The organism is Pseudomonas atagonensis (genome assembly GCF_011369485.1).
Lineage (GTDB): Bacteria > Pseudomonadota > Gammaproteobacteria > Pseudomonadales > Pseudomonadaceae > Aquipseudomonas > Aquipseudomonas atagonensis.
This window is the reverse complement of record NZ_VXCA01000035.1, coordinates 49,309-65,478: the sequence shown is the minus strand read 5'-3', so window position 1 is coordinate 65,478 and position 16,170 is coordinate 49,309. Positions and strand designations below refer to the sequence as shown.

At 59.5% G+C, this 16,170-nt stretch carries 12 protein-coding genes; 3 read left to right on the top strand and 9 right to left on the bottom strand.

The genetic code is table 11. The features are described 5' to 3' along the window. Positions 1 to 133 precede the first annotated feature (133 nt). Positions 134 to 1,024 carry an ATP-binding protein gene (locus tag F2P67_RS23485; RefSeq protein ID WP_108592444.1) on the top strand — a complete coding sequence of 297 codons (891 nt, stop codon included), beginning with the start codon at positions 134 to 136 and terminating at the stop codon, positions 1,022 to 1,024. Next, complete coding sequence (locus F2P67_RS23480; RefSeq protein WP_166224367.1) at positions 1,021 to 1,503, top strand: GAF domain-containing protein; 483 nt, start codon at positions 1,021 to 1,023, stop codon at positions 1,501 to 1,503. The genes F2P67_RS23485 and F2P67_RS23480 overlap by 4 nt, the downstream gene beginning before the upstream one ends. Here F2P67_RS23480 and F2P67_RS23475 read toward each other — a convergent pair whose 3' ends face one another. The 8 genes from F2P67_RS23475 to F2P67_RS23440 form a co-directional block, all read right to left on the bottom strand. Further along, complete coding sequence (locus F2P67_RS23475) at positions 1,504 to 4,449, bottom strand: HD domain-containing phosphohydrolase (RefSeq protein ID WP_166224364.1); 2,946 nt, start codon at positions 4,447 to 4,449, stop codon at positions 1,504 to 1,506. Positions 4,450 to 4,497: 48 nt separating this feature from the next. Continuing rightward, the gene (locus tag F2P67_RS23470; RefSeq protein WP_166224361.1) at positions 4,498 to 8,142 is read right to left on the bottom strand and encodes a transporter substrate-binding domain-containing protein; all 3,645 of its coding nucleotides are present in this window, start codon (positions 8,140 to 8,142) and stop codon (positions 4,498 to 4,500) included. Between the two features lie 8 nt (positions 8,143 to 8,150). Continuing rightward, positions 8,151 to 8,777 carry a response regulator transcription factor gene (locus tag F2P67_RS23465; protein ID WP_166224359.1) on the bottom strand — a complete coding sequence of 209 codons (627 nt, stop codon included), beginning with the start codon at positions 8,775 to 8,777 and terminating at the stop codon, positions 8,151 to 8,153. A gap of 259 nt (positions 8,778 to 9,036) precedes the next feature. Continuing rightward, positions 9,037 to 10,365, bottom strand: coding sequence for a deoxyguanosinetriphosphate triphosphohydrolase (locus F2P67_RS23460; protein ID WP_166224356.1), 1,329 nt, complete (start codon positions 10,363 to 10,365; stop codon positions 9,037 to 9,039). A 70-nt stretch (positions 10,366 to 10,435) separates the two neighbouring features. Then, positions 10,436 to 11,599 carry an EAL domain-containing protein gene (locus F2P67_RS23455; RefSeq protein ID WP_166224353.1) on the bottom strand — a complete coding sequence of 388 codons (1,164 nt, stop codon included), beginning with the start codon at positions 11,597 to 11,599 and terminating at the stop codon, positions 10,436 to 10,438. 122 nt (positions 11,600 to 11,721) lie between these two features. After that, positions 11,722 to 12,060: a hypothetical protein gene (locus F2P67_RS23450; protein ID WP_166224350.1), complete on the bottom strand. Its 339-nt coding sequence runs from the start codon at positions 12,058 to 12,060 to the stop codon at positions 11,722 to 11,724. Next, positions 12,057 to 12,443, bottom strand: coding sequence for a phage holin family protein (locus tag F2P67_RS23445; protein ID WP_166224347.1), 387 nt, complete (start codon positions 12,441 to 12,443; stop codon positions 12,057 to 12,059). Before F2P67_RS23445 ends, F2P67_RS23450 begins: the two co-directional genes overlap by 4 nt. A gap of 2 nt (positions 12,444 to 12,445) precedes the next feature. After that, positions 12,446 to 12,760 (bottom strand): ElaB/YgaM/YqjD family protein, encoded by a 315-nt coding sequence (locus F2P67_RS23440; protein ID WP_007908653.1) that lies wholly within the window; start codon positions 12,758 to 12,760, stop codon positions 12,446 to 12,448. 305 nt (positions 12,761 to 13,065) lie between these two features. On the opposite strand from F2P67_RS23440, the gene F2P67_RS23435 reads away from it, so the two are divergent. Continuing rightward, positions 13,066 to 14,274, top strand: a complete 1,209-nt coding sequence (locus tag F2P67_RS23435; RefSeq protein WP_166224344.1) for an ammonium transporter — start codon at positions 13,066 to 13,068, stop codon at positions 14,272 to 14,274. Here the strand turns inward: F2P67_RS23435 and F2P67_RS23430 are convergent. Further along, entirely contained in the window at positions 14,271 to 15,983 is a 1,713-nt protein-coding gene (locus F2P67_RS23430; protein ID WP_166224341.1) for a monovalent cation:proton antiporter-2 (CPA2) family protein, read from the bottom strand. The genes F2P67_RS23435 and F2P67_RS23430 overlap by 4 nt on opposite strands. Positions 15,984 to 16,170: the final 187 nt, after the last annotated feature.

Below are 16,170 nucleotides of genomic sequence, written 5' to 3'. Positions count from 1 at the left end.
CTCAAGCATAGTCGATCATGTATCGATTCCGAGGTTCCCGAATCGCCTTGTAACAAGGGCGCAGAACGGATTTGAGGTCTGTGAGTCGTCGCTGTATCGCCATCATCACTGTGAACGTGCCCGAGGAGAAGACGTGGATTCCCGATTGAATGCTTTTCTTGAACGCGCCGAGTCGGTTCTGGCGCGGATCGAGCCGCTGCTGCCGGCGCCGCGTCCGCTTATCGACTGGAACACGTGCCTCGCCGCGCGCTGGCAGCGCGATGGTCGCAGCGGCTATCTGCTGCCCCTGGAAGTCAGCCTCGACATGCGCCTGTCCGACCTGATCGGGGTCGATCGGCAACTGGAGCAACTGGGGCGCAACACACAACAGTTTCTCGACGGCATGCCCGCCAACCATGCGTTGTTGTGGGGCTCTCGCGGGACCGGCAAATCCTCGCTGGTGCGGGCGCTGCTGGCCGAGCACGCCAAGGCCGGATTGCGCCTGATCGAAATCGAGCGCGATCACTTGGCCGACCTGCCACGGGTGGTCGAACAGATCGCCAAGCTGCCGCAGCGTTTCGTGCTGTTCTGTGATGATTTGTCGTTCGAGTCTGGCGAAGGCGATTACCGCGTGTTGAAAAGCGTGCTCGACGGCTCGCTGGAGCAGGCGCCGGACAACGTTTTGCTGTACGCCACTTCCAACCGTCGCCACTTGGTGCCGGAGAAGGAAAGCGACAACGAAAACTGGAAACGCGTCGATGGCGAATTGCACCCGAGCGAAGCGGTGGAAGACAAAATCGCGCTGTCGGACCGTTTCGGCCTGTGGCTGTCGTTTTACCCGTTTACCCAAGAACATTTCCTCAACGTCGTTGAACACTGGATCGGCCAGTTGGCGGCCAAGGCCGGTTTGAGCTGGCAGCGTGACGAAGCGCTGGACATCCTCGCCGTGCGCTGGGCCACCGGCCGCGGCAATCGCAACGGACGTTGCGCGTACCAATTCGCCCGTTATTGGGTGGGACTGAAATTGTTGGAGCACAAGGCATGATTGATTTGCAACAAAGCGGCCAGGGACTGGAAGGCTATGGCATGTTGGCCGCGCAACTGGAGTCGCTACTGGCGGACGAGCGCGATTTCATTGCCAACGCCGCACAGTTTTCGGCGTTCCTGTACAACCAGCTCGACGATCTCAACTGGGCCGGGTTTTACCTCAATCGCAATGAAGAACTGGTGCTTGGCCCGTTCCAGGGCCAGATCGCGTGTGTGCGCATTCCTTTTGGTCGCGGTGTCTGCGGCGCGGCGGCGGCCAGTCGGCAAACCCAGCGGGTCGAGGACGTTCATGCGTTTCCTGGCCACATCGCTTGCGACAGTGCGTCGAACAGCGAACTGGTGGTGCCTCTGATCAAGGATGGTCGCCTGATTGGCGTGCTCGATCTCGACAGCCCGAAACTCGCCCGCTTCGGCGCAGATGACCAGGCTGGTATCGAGCAACTGGCTGCGATCTTCCTGCGCCTGACCGACTGCTGATCACGCGCTCAGGCCAGCCTTGTGCAGCAGGCTGGCCGGATCCACCGTATCGACCTGCCTCGGATCGAGAAAACGCGCGGCGTATTGCAGGTAGATCCTGTCGTTGATGAACAGCCCGAACAGGTCCGGATCGATATGCGCCTCGCGGCACATGTTGGCCATGATCCCCAAGGCCTCGCTCATTGACTTGGCTTTCTTGTACGGGCGATCCGCCGCGGTCAACGCTTCGAAAATATCGGCAATCGCCATCATTCGTGCCGGCAGGCTCATCTCTTCGCGTTTCAAGCGTTTGGGGTAACCGGTGCCGTCCATTTTTTCGTGATGACCGCCGGCGATTTCCGCGACGTTGGCCAGATGACCCGGGAAGGGCAGGTGACTGAGCATCAGGATCGTTTGCACTATGTGGTGGTTGATGATGTAGCGTTCCTCGCGCGTCAGGGTGCCGCGGGTAATACTCAGGTTATACAGCTCGCCACGGTTGTATTTGTGTAACGGCACTTCAAGCTTGAAACCCCACGGATTGTCTTCGGCGATCAGTTCGCTTTCCAGGCGTTCGATCAAGTGCTCCGGTTTGTCGGCCAGCAACGGCTCGGTGACCGGCAGTGTCGGCGCGGCGGTTCGCGTCTGACGCCGGTTTTCCTCCCATGACACGCCCAGTCGATCATCCAGCGTACGCGTCCAGTGGCGTTGAGCGATGAGGCTGAGACGTTGCAGGTCGGCGTCGGCCATCGCTTCACCGCCCAGATTGCAATGGGCGACAAAGGCAAAATCATCATCCAGCGCGGCCAGCGTGACGTCGCGCAGTTGCGCTAGCGAATGTTCATCGCCGCCCATCGCTACACCCTGCCAGTAACTGACCCAGGCATCACGCTTGAGCACCTCGAAACGGGTGCGGATTTCGTGGATGCGGTCATTGATCGTTTCCAGTTTGGTGGCTTTGTCGACCACGTATTCCGGGGTCGTGACCTTGCCGCAGTCGTGCAGCCACGCGGCGATATGCAAGGCTTCCCATTCGTCCTCGTCAGGCTGGTAGGCACTGAAAGCGGGGGCCTGACTGGCCGCTGCGGCCTGGGCGATCATCAGGGTCAGTTCCGGCACTCGCTGGCAATGGCCACCGGTGTACGGGCTCTTGGCGTCGATGGCTCCGGCCACCAACTGAATGAACGCGTCCATCAATTGCTTCTGTCTGGCTTGCAGCCGCTGACTTTCAATACTGACCGCAGCTGCCCCCGATACGGCCTGCAGAAACGCAATGCGGTCGGGACGGGTTTTCTCCAGGTCGGCCGGGGTGCCGCTGTCATTGACCAGCAGAATCAGCAGGCCGATGGTCTCGTTGTGACGGTTGTGCAGGCGAATGCCGATCAGGTGCACACGTGGAGATTCCATAGCCAGCAGCACTTTTTGCAGATCGCCGGCCTGATCGAAACCCAGATCACTGACCACGTTGTCGGCCGTCGCCAATTGTTGCAGCCACGCCGGGCTCTGGCTTGCCTGTAGATCATGGCCCTGAACATCGAACGCGGACAGTGGCCGGGAGGTGCCGTTGACCACCAGTCCATAGGGCTGCACACGATTGCCGTCGCTTTCACGCAGGTAGATCAGGCCTGCCTGAGCCTGAGCAATCTGCACGGTTTCAAACAGTACTTTCTGCAGCAGTGGGGCAAAACGCGTTTCGGCGCTGAGGCTGTCGGTGATGCGAAAGAAACTGGCGAGGGTTTCCTTCATGCGCGCCATCGAAATGCTCAATTGGTCGACTTCGAGTACCGGCGAGCGGCGCGTGACCGGGAAATTGAAGTCGAAGCTGCGAATCGCGTCCGCCTCTTTGACCAGTGCACGTAACGGTTTGACCAGAACCCGCGAGGTCAGCCAACCCAGCGGCAGGCACAACAACAGCGTGGCAAGGGTCACCAATGCACCTTGCCAGCGCATGCGGTAGGCATCGACCAACAACTCGTCCTCCGGCACCAGCAAGGCCATCTGCAACCCTTTCGGCCCGCCTTCCTGCAGGCTGCTGCGGGCGATGATCCACTGGCGACCGTCGACTTCCAGACGATTTCCGGCGGTGGCGGTCGAGAGCAGCGCATGCAGGACGGGGCTGAGGTCGGCGGCTCTGGCCAGGCGCGCAGTGCGGTCGTCGACGATCAAACGGTCGCTGTCGGGATACGCCACGGCGTTGCCGTCGGTATCGAACAGGACGATTTCAGTGGAGGGTGTCACGACGTGCTTGCTCAACGTCGCGGACAGCGCGGCGAGGGTCAGGTCAGCGCCGATCACGGCTTGTTCGCCACTGCGCCGGGCTAATGTCGTGCCGACGTTGTGGGTCGAGAAAAACACGTACGGCTCGGTGGTGATCTGGTCGTCCTGCTCGCGTGCGCTGGTGAACCACCCCCGGCTGCGCGGATCGTAGCGATCGTCGGGGTTTTCCTGCTGACCGATCGGGTTCAATGCCTGATCGAAGTACAGCGATTGCGAGTGCGGTACGCCGTGCTCGCCATGCTCGATGCTCCAGACCTGATAGGCCGCCGCGTCCGGAGCCTTGAGCAGGGTTTTCAGTGCGGCGCTGCGCAGTGGCCGCACCATGAAAAAGTCGCCGTTGGCATAACCCAGATACAGCGAGGCCAGATCGGGGTTGTCGGTCAGTGACTGGCTGAACGGCTTGAGCAAGGCCAGGCGTTGCTCAAGGGCTGGCGCCTGAGCCGCCGGCGCTTGTGCCAGCAGACTCAGCAAATGGCGGATGGGTTGATACGTCGCGTGTAGATCGAGGCGAACGTCCTGTTCGATGCGACCGAACAGTTTTTCGCTGCTCGACAGAATGATCTGCGTGGTCTGGCGATAATTGAACAGTCCCAGCACCACGCCGGTGAGCAGCAGCAGAAAGGTGAACATGACGCTGATGTGCACATGCAGAGGAAACCGGCGTTGTTCCGGGCGCAGTGGGCTGGGCATTGCTGACTCTCCATAATGATTAACTCACTGCTCAGCGCCCAAGCATAGTTAAGGCTCGCCCAATCTGCCTTGCCCGACTTCGGTCATTTGTTGCTGCAATGCCTGCTCCAGTTCGAGCATGGCCAGATTGCCCGCTTCACAATGCCGGGTCAGCAAATCTGCAGATAACGCCTGCTGGCAGGCCTGTTCAAGCGCATCGCAGCATTCGATCACCCGCGTGGCCTGAGCGATGCGCGCCGCGCCTTTGATTTTGTGGGCGACGTCGGCCAGCGCCTGATGATCGGTGAAAGGCTTCAGCGACATCAGTTCTAGACGATCGGTGCGGTTACTTTTGAGCAGTTCGGCCAGCAGTCTTTGCGTCTGTACCGGGCTGGCTCCGGTCAGCGCGTTGAGTCCATGCAGATTGAACACCGCCGCAGTGGACGACGGTTTGACACTGTTGACCCACTGGCTCAGCACGCTCAGGGACAACGGTTTGAACAGGCAATCGTTCATGCCCGCCTGTTTGCAGCGCTCGACCTCTTCGGGTTGCGCATTGGCGGTGAAGCCCAGAACCGTGCAGGGCGCTTGTCGGGTCTGTTGTTCGTGTCGACGGATGGCCCGGGTCAGGTCATAGCCGTTCATCAAGGGCATGTTGCAGTCGGCGACCACGAGATCGAAGCGTCCGCTTTTCCACAGCTCGAACCCATGCAGGCCCTCTTCGGCAATGCAGAAATCATGGCCGAGGAACTCCAGTTGCTGACACATCAGCAGGCGATTGGCCGGGTGATCGTCAACCACCAGAACCCGCAGTTTTATGGAAGATTTCTCGATCAAAGGCTCGCTTTTCTGCGGGATGACTTCTGCCGGCAGGGTCTCGACCGGCAACGACACAGCCACTTGTGTGCCAATGCCCAGTTGACTGCTCAACTGCAACTGTCCGCCCATCATCTCGCACAGACTGCGGCTTATCACCAAGCCCAAACCCGCGCCGCTACGGGGTTGCTGGCTGCTGTTGTCCGCTTGGGCGAAGGGCTTGAACAGGCGTTGCTGATCCTCGGCATTGATGCCAACGCCACTGTCCTGCACCGTCAACTGAATGATTGAGCGGTGTGCAACCTTGGTGTCGAGCAGTTCAAGGGTTATCCGCACCCGACCCTGAACCGTGAACTTGATGGCGTTGCTGATCAGGTTGGAGAGGATCTGCTTGAACCTCAGCGGATCGAGGCAAACATCGACTGCCAGCCCGGGAGGGTTGAGGATCAACTGCAGATCGAGGTTTTTCTGCCGCGCCAGCCCTTCGAAAATCCGTGTCACGGCGGTGACCGTCCCGACCAGACTGACCCGTTGCGGGCTGAGCGTCATGTGCCCCGATTCGATGCGTGCGATATCGAGAATGTCGCCAATCAGGTCCAGCAGATCCTTGGCCGAATGGTAGGCCGTGTCGATGGAGGAGCGATCCGGATGATTCTGGCTCATGCGCTTGAGGGTCAGTTCGAGCAGGCCGATCACGGCATTCATCGGGGTGCGGATTTCGTGGCTCATGGTTGCCAGAAAAGTGCTTTTGGCGCGATTGGCATCGTCGGCACGCTCCTTGGCCGAGCACAGTTCATCGAACAATTGGCGACGTTCGCTGATGTCGATCCAGCCGCCAATGATGCCTTGAACGTCACCGCTGGAATCGCGGTAGGGCAGGATCCAGTGGTAGATCGTCAGTTTGCGATGACCGATTTGCAGCGGTCGGTCCAGAACCAACGGTTTACCCTCGGCCACCACGCGCTGGTAATCCGCTTGAAATGTCTGGGCTTCGAAGGCATTGGTCAGCGCACCCTGCATGACACTTTTGCCGATGACGTCCTCGCGTCTGGCGTTGAACGCTTCGAGATAACTGTCGTTGCAGCTCTGCAGCAAACCTTTGCAGTCGCGGACATAAATGGGGTGCGGCGTGCCGTTGACCAGCGAGCGCATGAATTCGAACTGATCGTTCAACGCTCGCTCGGCGGCCTGACGCTGCTTGATCTGCCGACGCATATAGGCGTTCCAGGCCAGTGACAGCAGCAGAAGCACGCAGACTGCGAACACCACCTGATAGAACAGTCGCTGGTAGCGGTGCCAGGTGTTTTGCGATTCCGTCGAATAACCTCGCCAGCGCCCATTGATGATGCCCAGCTCTTCCGGGGCGATGCTCAGTAGGGCTTTGTCGATGATCGAGGCCAGTTCGGTGTTGTTTCGGGCGGTTGCCAGGGAAAAGGCCGCCTGACCCGTGCCAATCGTGTTGGTGATTTGCAGCGGGTGCTCGAAGATCCGCGAAGAGATGAAGTAGTTGGCGATCACCAGAGAGTTGACCGCCCCGTCTGCACGGTTTTCGGCGAGCAGGCTTACGGCACTGAAGGTGTCCGGGGTTTCGATCAGTTGAATGCGTGGAAACTCGCGACGCAGGTACTCGACCATCGGGCTGCCGTGGGCAATCGCCAGTGACTTGCCCTTGAGTTGCCCGAGATGCGTGGGGCTGTCCGCGCTCTTTTGCGTCAGCAGCACATATGAATTCTCGAGATAGGGGCGACTGAAGTTCAGCGATGCCTCGCGTTGCGTACTGGGCAATAAAGCGGCGATGAGGTCGGCTTGACCCGTGTCGACCTTCTCGACCATTTCCGCGTCGTCACGGCTACGGATGATGTCGAAGCGCAGTCCGGTACGCAGGCGGATGATTTCCAGCAAGTCGGCACTGATGCCGCGAAAGTTGCCGTTGCTGTCGAAAAACGTCAGTGGCGCAAAAGCTTCATTGACCACCACGCGCACGACCGGATGTTGTTTGAGCCAGTCTTCTTCGCGATGGGTCAATTGCAGCTTCTGATCGGTCAGCAACAGATCGCTGCCGGCGCTCCAGCGTTTGGCAATGGTGTCGCGTTCACTGCCGGGGACTGCGGCGAGCACGGTATTGAGGATGTCGAGCAGTGGCGCGTTGTCGCGATTGACCGCAAAGCTGAAGCCGTGGGCTTCGTGTTTACCGAAATTGGCCATGCGAATGTTGTTCAGGTAACCCTTGTTGATCATGTAGTGCGTGGAAATGGTGTCGCCGAGAAATACGTCGGCCTGATCGAACGCAACCGCATTGATCGCATTCTGGTAGGACGGGTATGAGGTAATCAGGGCTTTGGGATACAGCGCCTTGACTTCGTCCAGCGGCAGGTAGTGATAGACCATGCTCAATCGCAGCCCCGCCAGGCCGTTGCTCAGTGAGCGCGTTTCACCATCGCGGGTGACAAGGACTGGCTGATCGATTGCGTATGGCCGGGACAACAGCACTTGTTGATTACTGGCTTCGAAGCCGTTGGCCGTTCCGAGCAGATCCACTTCGCCGTCGACCAGCGCCTGTACGGCCGAGTCTCGAGAGGGAAAACGTTGAACCTTGACCGGCAACCCGGTGGCCCGACTGAGGAGTTCAGCGTAGTCGGCGGTCAAGCCTTCGTAATCGCGACCGCTGACGGTCATGTCGAACGGCGGATAATCGGGGGCGGAGGCTCCCAGCACCAGTTCGCTGCGCGATTGCAGCCAGTGCCTTTGCGCCGCATCAAACGTCACCGGCACCGAAATTCCAGCGGAACGCCCCAGCAGGGAATAACTGCGCGGGACATCCGATGCGGTAGACGTCTGGGCACTCAGGACGAGGGCAAAACCCAGAACAGTCAGGAAGTCCTTCAAGCGGCTCGACATGGCAGTTCTCACACGAGTGCGTTGCGTTTGGCCATTTCAATCAGTTCAACAAGGGATCTGGCTTTAAGTTTTTGCATCAGGCGTTTTTTATAAGTGCTGACAGTCTTATTGCTCAGAAACATACCCTTGGCTATTTCCTTGTTGGTGCGGCCTTGAGCAAAAAGTTGCAATACCATTAATTCGCGGTCATTGACGGATTTGAATAGTTCAAGTTCGGCATAACGAATGTCATCACTGCGAACGGGGTTCAAAGCCTGACTCGGGTAATAGTTATAACCGGACAACACAGCCTTGATGGCGCTGACCAGCTCACTCAAGTCTTCCTGTTTGCAGACATAACCCGATGCACCGGATTGCATGCACCGAATCCCGAACAGGGTCGGGCATTGTGCAGTCAGGACGAGGGTTTTCATGGGGGAACCCATGGCGTTGAAACGGGCCAGAACCTCCAGACCGTCGAGCTTTGGAATGCTGATGTCGAGAATGATCAGATCGGGCATGCACTCTCGAACCATTTGCATGGCATCGACCCCGTTATCCGTCTCGCCAATGACTTTATATCCTTCATGTTCCAGGAGCATTCGAACGGCAAGACGGATGACCGGGTGGTCGTCGACGATAAAAACGGAGTTCATGATCAAATCCCATACAAGCGCGAATAAAGGGCGCACCTTAGCTCAGATGACTGAGCGGTCGCATGGACTGACTTGGCTCTAGCGGCAATATAGGATTAATCCTACAAGTAAAAGAGAAAGTGACCACGAGAGAGGCGGTTCACACGTAAGCAAGACAAGTTTTTTAATTAGTTGTTATTAAGTCATTAATAACGTCAGGCGGGATGTCGGGGAGGGGCAGGCGTTGTACCGACGGCAATCGCCGGTACAACACTGTGGCTCAATGGCTGGAGCGGCCCGTCATTTCCAGGGCCATGTCGCTGGCGTAGCTGTCGGTCATACCCGCGATGAAGTCGATCATGCGCAGGAATGACGTGTGCAGAGAGCCTTGCGGATCCGGCGCATTATTGCCCAGCAAATCGAGAATGCGCCGGCTCTTGAACGACGGCGTACGTCCGTTGTGCTGTTCCAGGGCGGCGCCGCAGAACGAGTTGAGGAGGATTTCCAGCGTGGTGTAAGCGCCGATTTCATGCAACGTCTTGCGTTTATCCTGAAAGATCTTTTTACGGGCGATGTCTTTGGCATTCAGCACGCAGCGTTTGGCCGGGCCGTGCATGTGCTCCACCAGATCACCGTGCAGAGTGCCGGCGAGCAGCGCGTCCTGCTGTTCGACAAATGCCCGCGCCGCGGCGTTGGTCAAATGCTCGATGGCCTTGCCGCGCAGAATCGCCAGTTTGCGTCGACGCGAGTCCTGCGGGCCGAGTTGCCGATAGGTTTCCGGCAGGTCGTCACCGACCAGACCGAGCAGCAGCGACTCGACTTCGGCGTACTCCAGCAACTCCATTTCCAGACCGTCTTCCAGATCGATCAACGCGTAGCAAATGTCGTCGGCGGCCTCCATCAGATAGACCAACGGATGACGCGCCCAGCGTTGGTCTTCCAACTGAGGCAGGCCGAGTTTGTGGGCGATTTGTTCAAGCAGCGGCAGTTCGCTCTGGTAGCAGCCGAACTTGTGTTTCTTGTAACCAAGGGAGTCGGCGTGGCGCGCCGTCCACGGATACTTCAAGTAAGTGCCGAGGGTCGCGTAGGTCAGGCGTGTGCCGCCATCGAACTGGTGATATTCCAGTTGGGTGAGTACCCGGAAACCCTGAGCATTGCCTTCAAAGTTCAGGAAGTCGCCGCGCTCGGCCTCGCTCATGCCGTCCAGCCAGCCACGCCCGGCCGCTTGTTGAAACCAGTGGCGGATCGCGTCTTCGCCGGAATGACCGAACGGCGGGTTACCGATGTCATGCGCCAGGCAGGCCGATTGCACCACCATGCCCAAGTCACTGGGATCGCACCATTCGGGCAGCGCGCTGCGCAGGGTTTCCCCGACGCGCATGCCCAGCGAACGGCCCACGCAACTCACTTCCAGCGAGTGGGTCAGGCGCGTGTGAATGTGATCGTTGCTGGTGACCGGATGGACCTGGGTCTTGCGCCCCAGTCGACGGAATGCGCCGGAGAAAATGATGCGGTCGTGGTCTTTGTGGAACGGGCTGCGGCCGAGTTCTTGCGGGCTGTGCAGCGGCTTTCCGAGGCGTTCGCGGTTGAGCAGGGTTTGCCAATCCAAGGCTGATTCTCTCCGTCGGGTGACTGAATGACCCTAGCTTCCGGGTTCGCGCAGCCCCCTGCAAGCAGAACTACAGGCCGGCGGCATCAATGTCGATCAGTAGCAGTCGTTCACCGTTGTCGAAAAACTGCCCCGCCGTCAGGCAGTACTGATTGCTGGTGGCGTCGCGGTACGTGTTGGACAGGGTCAGGCGGCGCTCTTCCCAGCCCTCGGCCAGCAAGTGATAGAAGTACGGACGCCACGACCAGTTGTGGCCCAGATAACGGTTATCGGCGAACCAGCCGTTTTGCCGCCATTCCAGATTGGGCGTCAATTGTGTGCCGTGACGGTCGCATTGGTAAAAGCGCAGCAGCCAGGGAAAGGCTTCCAGTTGCGGCAGTGCGCTGAGTGGCGCGTGGGCCTGAGCCCAGTTCTGCAGGATCGCCATCAATTCGCCCAGTTGCTGGCGCATCTGCATCAAGCGCCCGCGTTCGGCGAGCTTCTGCCGAACGTAGCGCTGGCGCAGTTCGGCAAAGCGCGGCACAAAGGCATCGGTGGCAAAGAACGCTTCTTGCGCGCGGGCGAACAGAAATCCTTGCACGTAGCGCGAACCGCATTCGAGCGCAAAATTCAGCTGCGCTTCGGTTTCGACCCCTTCGGCAATGATCCAGCAGCCGGTTTTTTCGGCCATCTGCGCCAGCGCCTTGACCACATCGCTGCTCGGCCCGCCCAGTGCCGCAGCCTGAAACAGGCGCATGTCGAGTTTGAGGATGTCCGGCTGCAATGCCAGCACCCGATCAAGCTGCGAATAGCCTGCACCGAAGTCATCAATGGCGATGCGAGCACCCGCCTCGCGATAACGTGCGACCACTTCGGACAAGCGCTGAATGTTGCCACCCAATTCGGTGATCTCGAACACAATGCGTTGCGGATCGACATGGTGTCGTGCCAGTTGCTTGAGGCTGGGCAGAGCCTGATTGACGCGCAGGCGACTGATCCAGCGAGGCGACATGTTCAGGCTCAGAAACCAGTCTTCAGGGGCTTCATGCAGGCGGCTCAGCGCGTTGTCGCGAATCTGTCGATCGAGGCGGCGCAGGGCAATGGCCGGTGTGCGAGGGTCGGCGAACAGCGGCCCGACCGAAGCCAGTTGGCCGTCGGCCTGACGCAGGCGACCTAAGGCTTCAACGCCTGCAATACGTCCCGTGGCGGTATCGATGAAAGGCTGAAAGCAGGCGAGCGGTTGCCCGTCGATCACGGGGCCTCCTTAGTCGTTCTTGTTCTGGTTGAACCCCGCCGACCGGGTAGGCGCACGGGATTGAATCTCTGGTTAAGAGATTCATCCCGCCGCTGTTGCAAGAATGTAGCCAGATGCGTCACTCAGCGTTTGCTGGAACTCTGCATGACCAGTTTGATCAGTGGCCCGAGACTGGTGCCCAGGCGGATCAATCGGGTCAGACCACTGACGCCGCCGCTCTTCGCGCCTTTGCCGGTGATGAAACCCAGGAGGGTTACGGCCGCCACGCCCCACAACGGCGCGTGCTTGATGCCGAAACCTTCGTGCAGGTTTTGCGTCATGCCGCGCATTCGCTGCAGAGGTTGCAGGACTTGCCCGGCTTCGTGACGGATTTCCTGGCGGTGCATTTCCATGCGAAGACGGATCAACGCCTTGCGCATTTCCCGACGCGAGCTGTTGTGTGGCAGTTCAGGCAGGCTCATGGCAGCAGGCGCTCCCGGTCGTTGGCCAGCTCTTCGAGCGTGCCGTGAAAAGGCGAAGACTCATCGAAGATTGCCGCTTTGAGACGCAACCCGCAAAACGCTGCGGCCAAGGTGTAGAACACGCAGAGGCCGATGATGGCAGGCAAGCGATAAGTGTCCCAAAACACGATCAACACCAGCGTCGACAGGCCGACCAGCAACAGCAGGGCAAACACCAGCGCCAGACCGGCGAACAGCAACAGGCTGACGGTGCGTGATTTCTGCTCTTGCAGTTCGATGCCGAACAATTCGACGTGACTGTGCAACAAGCCAAGGACAGCAGCGCCCAAGCGCCGCGTGGAGGAGGCGGTGCCCGCAGTCGGGCCGGATTCACCGATCGACATAATCAGCGCCGGGTAGCCAGCAGGCCAATCAGGAAACCGACGCCGGCGGCGATGCCGACGGACTGCCAAGGGTTGGCCGACACATAGTCCTCGGTGGCGGTGACCGCTGCCTGACCGCGGTCGCGCAGGGTTTCTTCGGTCAGCTTCAGGGTTTCGCGCGCACGCAGCAGGCTGTCGTGGATCTGTTCGCGCAACTCATCGGCCTGATCGCCGGCCAGCGTGGCGGTGTGCTCGAGCAACCGTTCGGTATCGGCGACCAGCGTCTGGAAGTCGTTCATGAGGATTTCTTGAGCAGTCTTTGCCTTGATGCTGGCCATGGGTGGATCTCCGTAAGTGACGTCTGAAGCGTTCGAGTATGAGCCTTGCGCGAAGGTTCAGTACAAATGACTGGTACAACTTTTGCTGTGTCGTGGTGCGTTGCCCGTCCGGTGTGCGCCGTTGCCGGGCGTGCGTGCAGGAAAACCTTAACTCAAATAATCCCGGTTCGTGTCAGGACATCGACCTTGTGCGCCAAAGCGGTTCGTCGGATCTTGCATCTGATGACTGTGTGGTCGCAATTTGGTGCATGAAATGTGCGCGCGAACCGCTTTGGTGCCTTTTTAGCCTTCAGGTCTGCCCATTCATGGAAAATCTGCAAAGCGCTGTGGACACGCTGGTTCACAGCTCCAATACGTTGTTCATTCTGATCGGTGCGGTGATGGTGCTGGCGATGCACGCCGGTTTCGCGTTTCTGGAAGTGGGTACGGTTCGCCAGAAAAACCAGGTCAACGCGCTGTCGAAAATTCTCAGTGATTTCGCGGTCTCGACCCTGGCCTATTTCTTTATAGGCTATTGGATCTCCTACGGCGTGACATTCATGCAACCGGCCGCGGTGCTGAGCGCTGATCATGGTTACGGGTTGGTGAAGTTTTTCTTCCTGCTGACATTTGCCGCGGCGATTCCGGCGATCATTTCCGGTGGCATCGCCGAGCGTGCGCGGTTCGTTCCGCAACTGTGTGCGACGGCGTTGATCGTCGCGTTCATCTACCCGTTTTTCGAAGGCATGATCTGGAACGGCAACTATGGTCTGCAAGCGTGGCTGACGGCACAGTTCGGCGCGGCGTTCCATGATTTCGCCGGATCTGTGGTGGTGCACGCCATGGGCGGCTGGCTGGCATTGGCAGCGGTGTTGCTGCTCGGCCCACGCAATGGGCGTTATCGCGACGGTCGACTGGTCGCGTTTGCACCGTCGAGCATTCCGTTTCTGGCCTTGGGTTCATGGATTCTGATTGTCGGCTGGTTCGGCTTTAACGTGATGAGTGCACAGACCCTGCAAGGCGTCAGTGGCCTGGTGGCCGTCAACTCGCTGATGGCCATGGTGGGCGGCACCGTGGCGGCGTTGATCGTCGGGCGCAACGATCCGGGCTTCCTGCACAACGGCCCGTTGGCCGGTCTGGTGGCGGTGTGCGCTGGTTCCGACCTCATGCATCCAGTCGGCGCATTGGTGACCGGCGCCATCGCCGGTGCATTGTTTGTCTGGTGCTTCACCGCTGCGCAGGTCAAATGGCGCATCGACGATGTCTTGGGCGTGTGGCCATTGCACGGTTTGTGCGGGGTATGGGGCGGGATCGCTTGCGGGATCTTCGGCCAGACCGCACTCGGTGGGCTGGGTGGCGTCAGCCTGATCAGCCAGTTGATCGGCTCGGCACTCGGCGTCGCGGTGGCGCTGATCGGTGGCTTCGTGGTGTATGGCGCGATCAAGGCATTGCACGGGCTGCGCCTGAGCCAGGAACAGGAGTATTACGGCGCCGACCTGTCGCTGCACAAGATCGGCGCAGTGAGTCAGGATTAAGTCTCCTCATCTTCCGCGCCGGGATAAAAACCGTGCAGCAGGCGGTAGCGGTCAATGCGAACCTGATCGACTTGCGCCTGCACCTGATGCGCCGGCAGACCGAGCATGATCAACGCATGAGAGGCGAGCATCAGGCTCGATTCCAGTAGCTCCGGCACCACTTCTGTGGCGCCGGCGGCTTTCAGATCCGCCCATTGGCCGTCGTCGCGGGTGCGCACCAGTATCGGTACGTGAGCGTTGAGCCGGCGAGCTTCCCTGAGAATGTTCAAGGCGATGTCACTTTGATCAACGGCAATCACCAGTAACCTGGCGCGCAGCAGGCCGACGGCGGTCAGCAGATCACCGCGCGAAGAGTCGCCGTAGTGCACGTCGCTTTCACCGCTCGCAGCTTCTTGTACGCGCACCGGATCATTGTCGAGCGCAATGAAAGGTTGTTGCGCATTGCGCATGAAACGGCCGATGGATTGACCGACGCGGCCGTAACCGCAAATCACCACATGCTTGTCGAGCCCGGCGTTGAGTGCGCTGATCTCCTCGATCTGCGCTTCCTGATTGGGTTTGCGGTGCAGGGCGGCGGCCATGCGCGGTGCGCCGCGTAACAAGAGTGGTGTCAGCACCATTGAACAGAATGTTGCCGCGAGCAGCAGCGACCCCAGTTCGGCAGGCATCATCTGGTTTTGCTGCATCTGCGCCATCAGGGCGAAACAGAACTCGCCCCCCTGGGCGAGGGCCAGACCGCTGCGCCAGGCCGTTTCACTGTCGTTGCCGCGCCATTTCACCAGCAACGCTACAACGACGCCCTTGATCAGCATCAAACCGAGCGTCAGGCCGGCGATCAACAGGCTGTGGCTGACGAACAGTTGCAGGTCGATGAGCATGCCGATACTGACGAAAAATACCCCGAGCAGGATGTCGCGAAAGGGCCGGATGTCCGCTTCGATCTGATGGCGATAGTGGCTCTCGCCAAGCAGCATGCCCGCCAGAAAAGCCCCCAGTGCCGGCGACAAACCGAGCAAGTGGGTCAGCCACGCGGTCAGCAGTACAATCACCAGCGCCAGCAGCACAAACAACTCTGCCGAGCGTGACGCCGCCACCTCATGGAACAGCCGGGGCAGCAGCCAGCGACTGGCGAGCAGCAGGCCGATAAACAACACCACGGTTTTTGCCAGCGTCAGCGGCAGCGCCCAGTACCAGGCTTGGTCGCTGCTGCCCGCGAACACTGGCACCAGGGTCAACAGCAAGACTGCCACCACATCCTGAAACAGCAGCACGCCAACAGCGTTTTGCCCGTGACTGCTGAACACTTCACCCAGGCTGCCCAGTTCTTTGGTGACAATCGCTGTCGACGACAGCGAAAGCCCCGCACCCAGCAACAGCGCCGGCGCGGCAGGCATGCCCAGCACCATCAATAAAAAGCCCAGCAGTCCTGCGCTGAGGAGCACCTGTTGGCTGCCCAGGCGAAACACCACCTGACGCAGGGCAATCATTTTCGACAGGGAAAATTCCAGGCCCAGTGAGAACAACAGAAACACCACGCCCAGTTCGGCGACATCGGGCAGGTGTTCACTCTCATTGACCCAATTGAAGGCTGTCGGCCCGACCAGCAATCCCACGCACAGGTAACCCAGCACGGGTGGCAGCCGCAGACGTCGAAACAGGGCAATCACCACGAGGGACGAGGCGAGGATGATCAAAAGATTGGCAAACACTGGGCACTCCGGAATCAGGCTCTGGCTGTTCAAGCGTAGAGGCAAAAAGTGCGGGAGCATGATGCAAATGGCTTTTCCGCGAACTGATTTACGTCAGGATTTTGCGCCCGAGTATCCGTGAATCCGCTCAAGCCTTTGGGCGGGGCTGTCTCGACGGGTTTTCGGCGGCGGCCTAGAATGAGCGCAC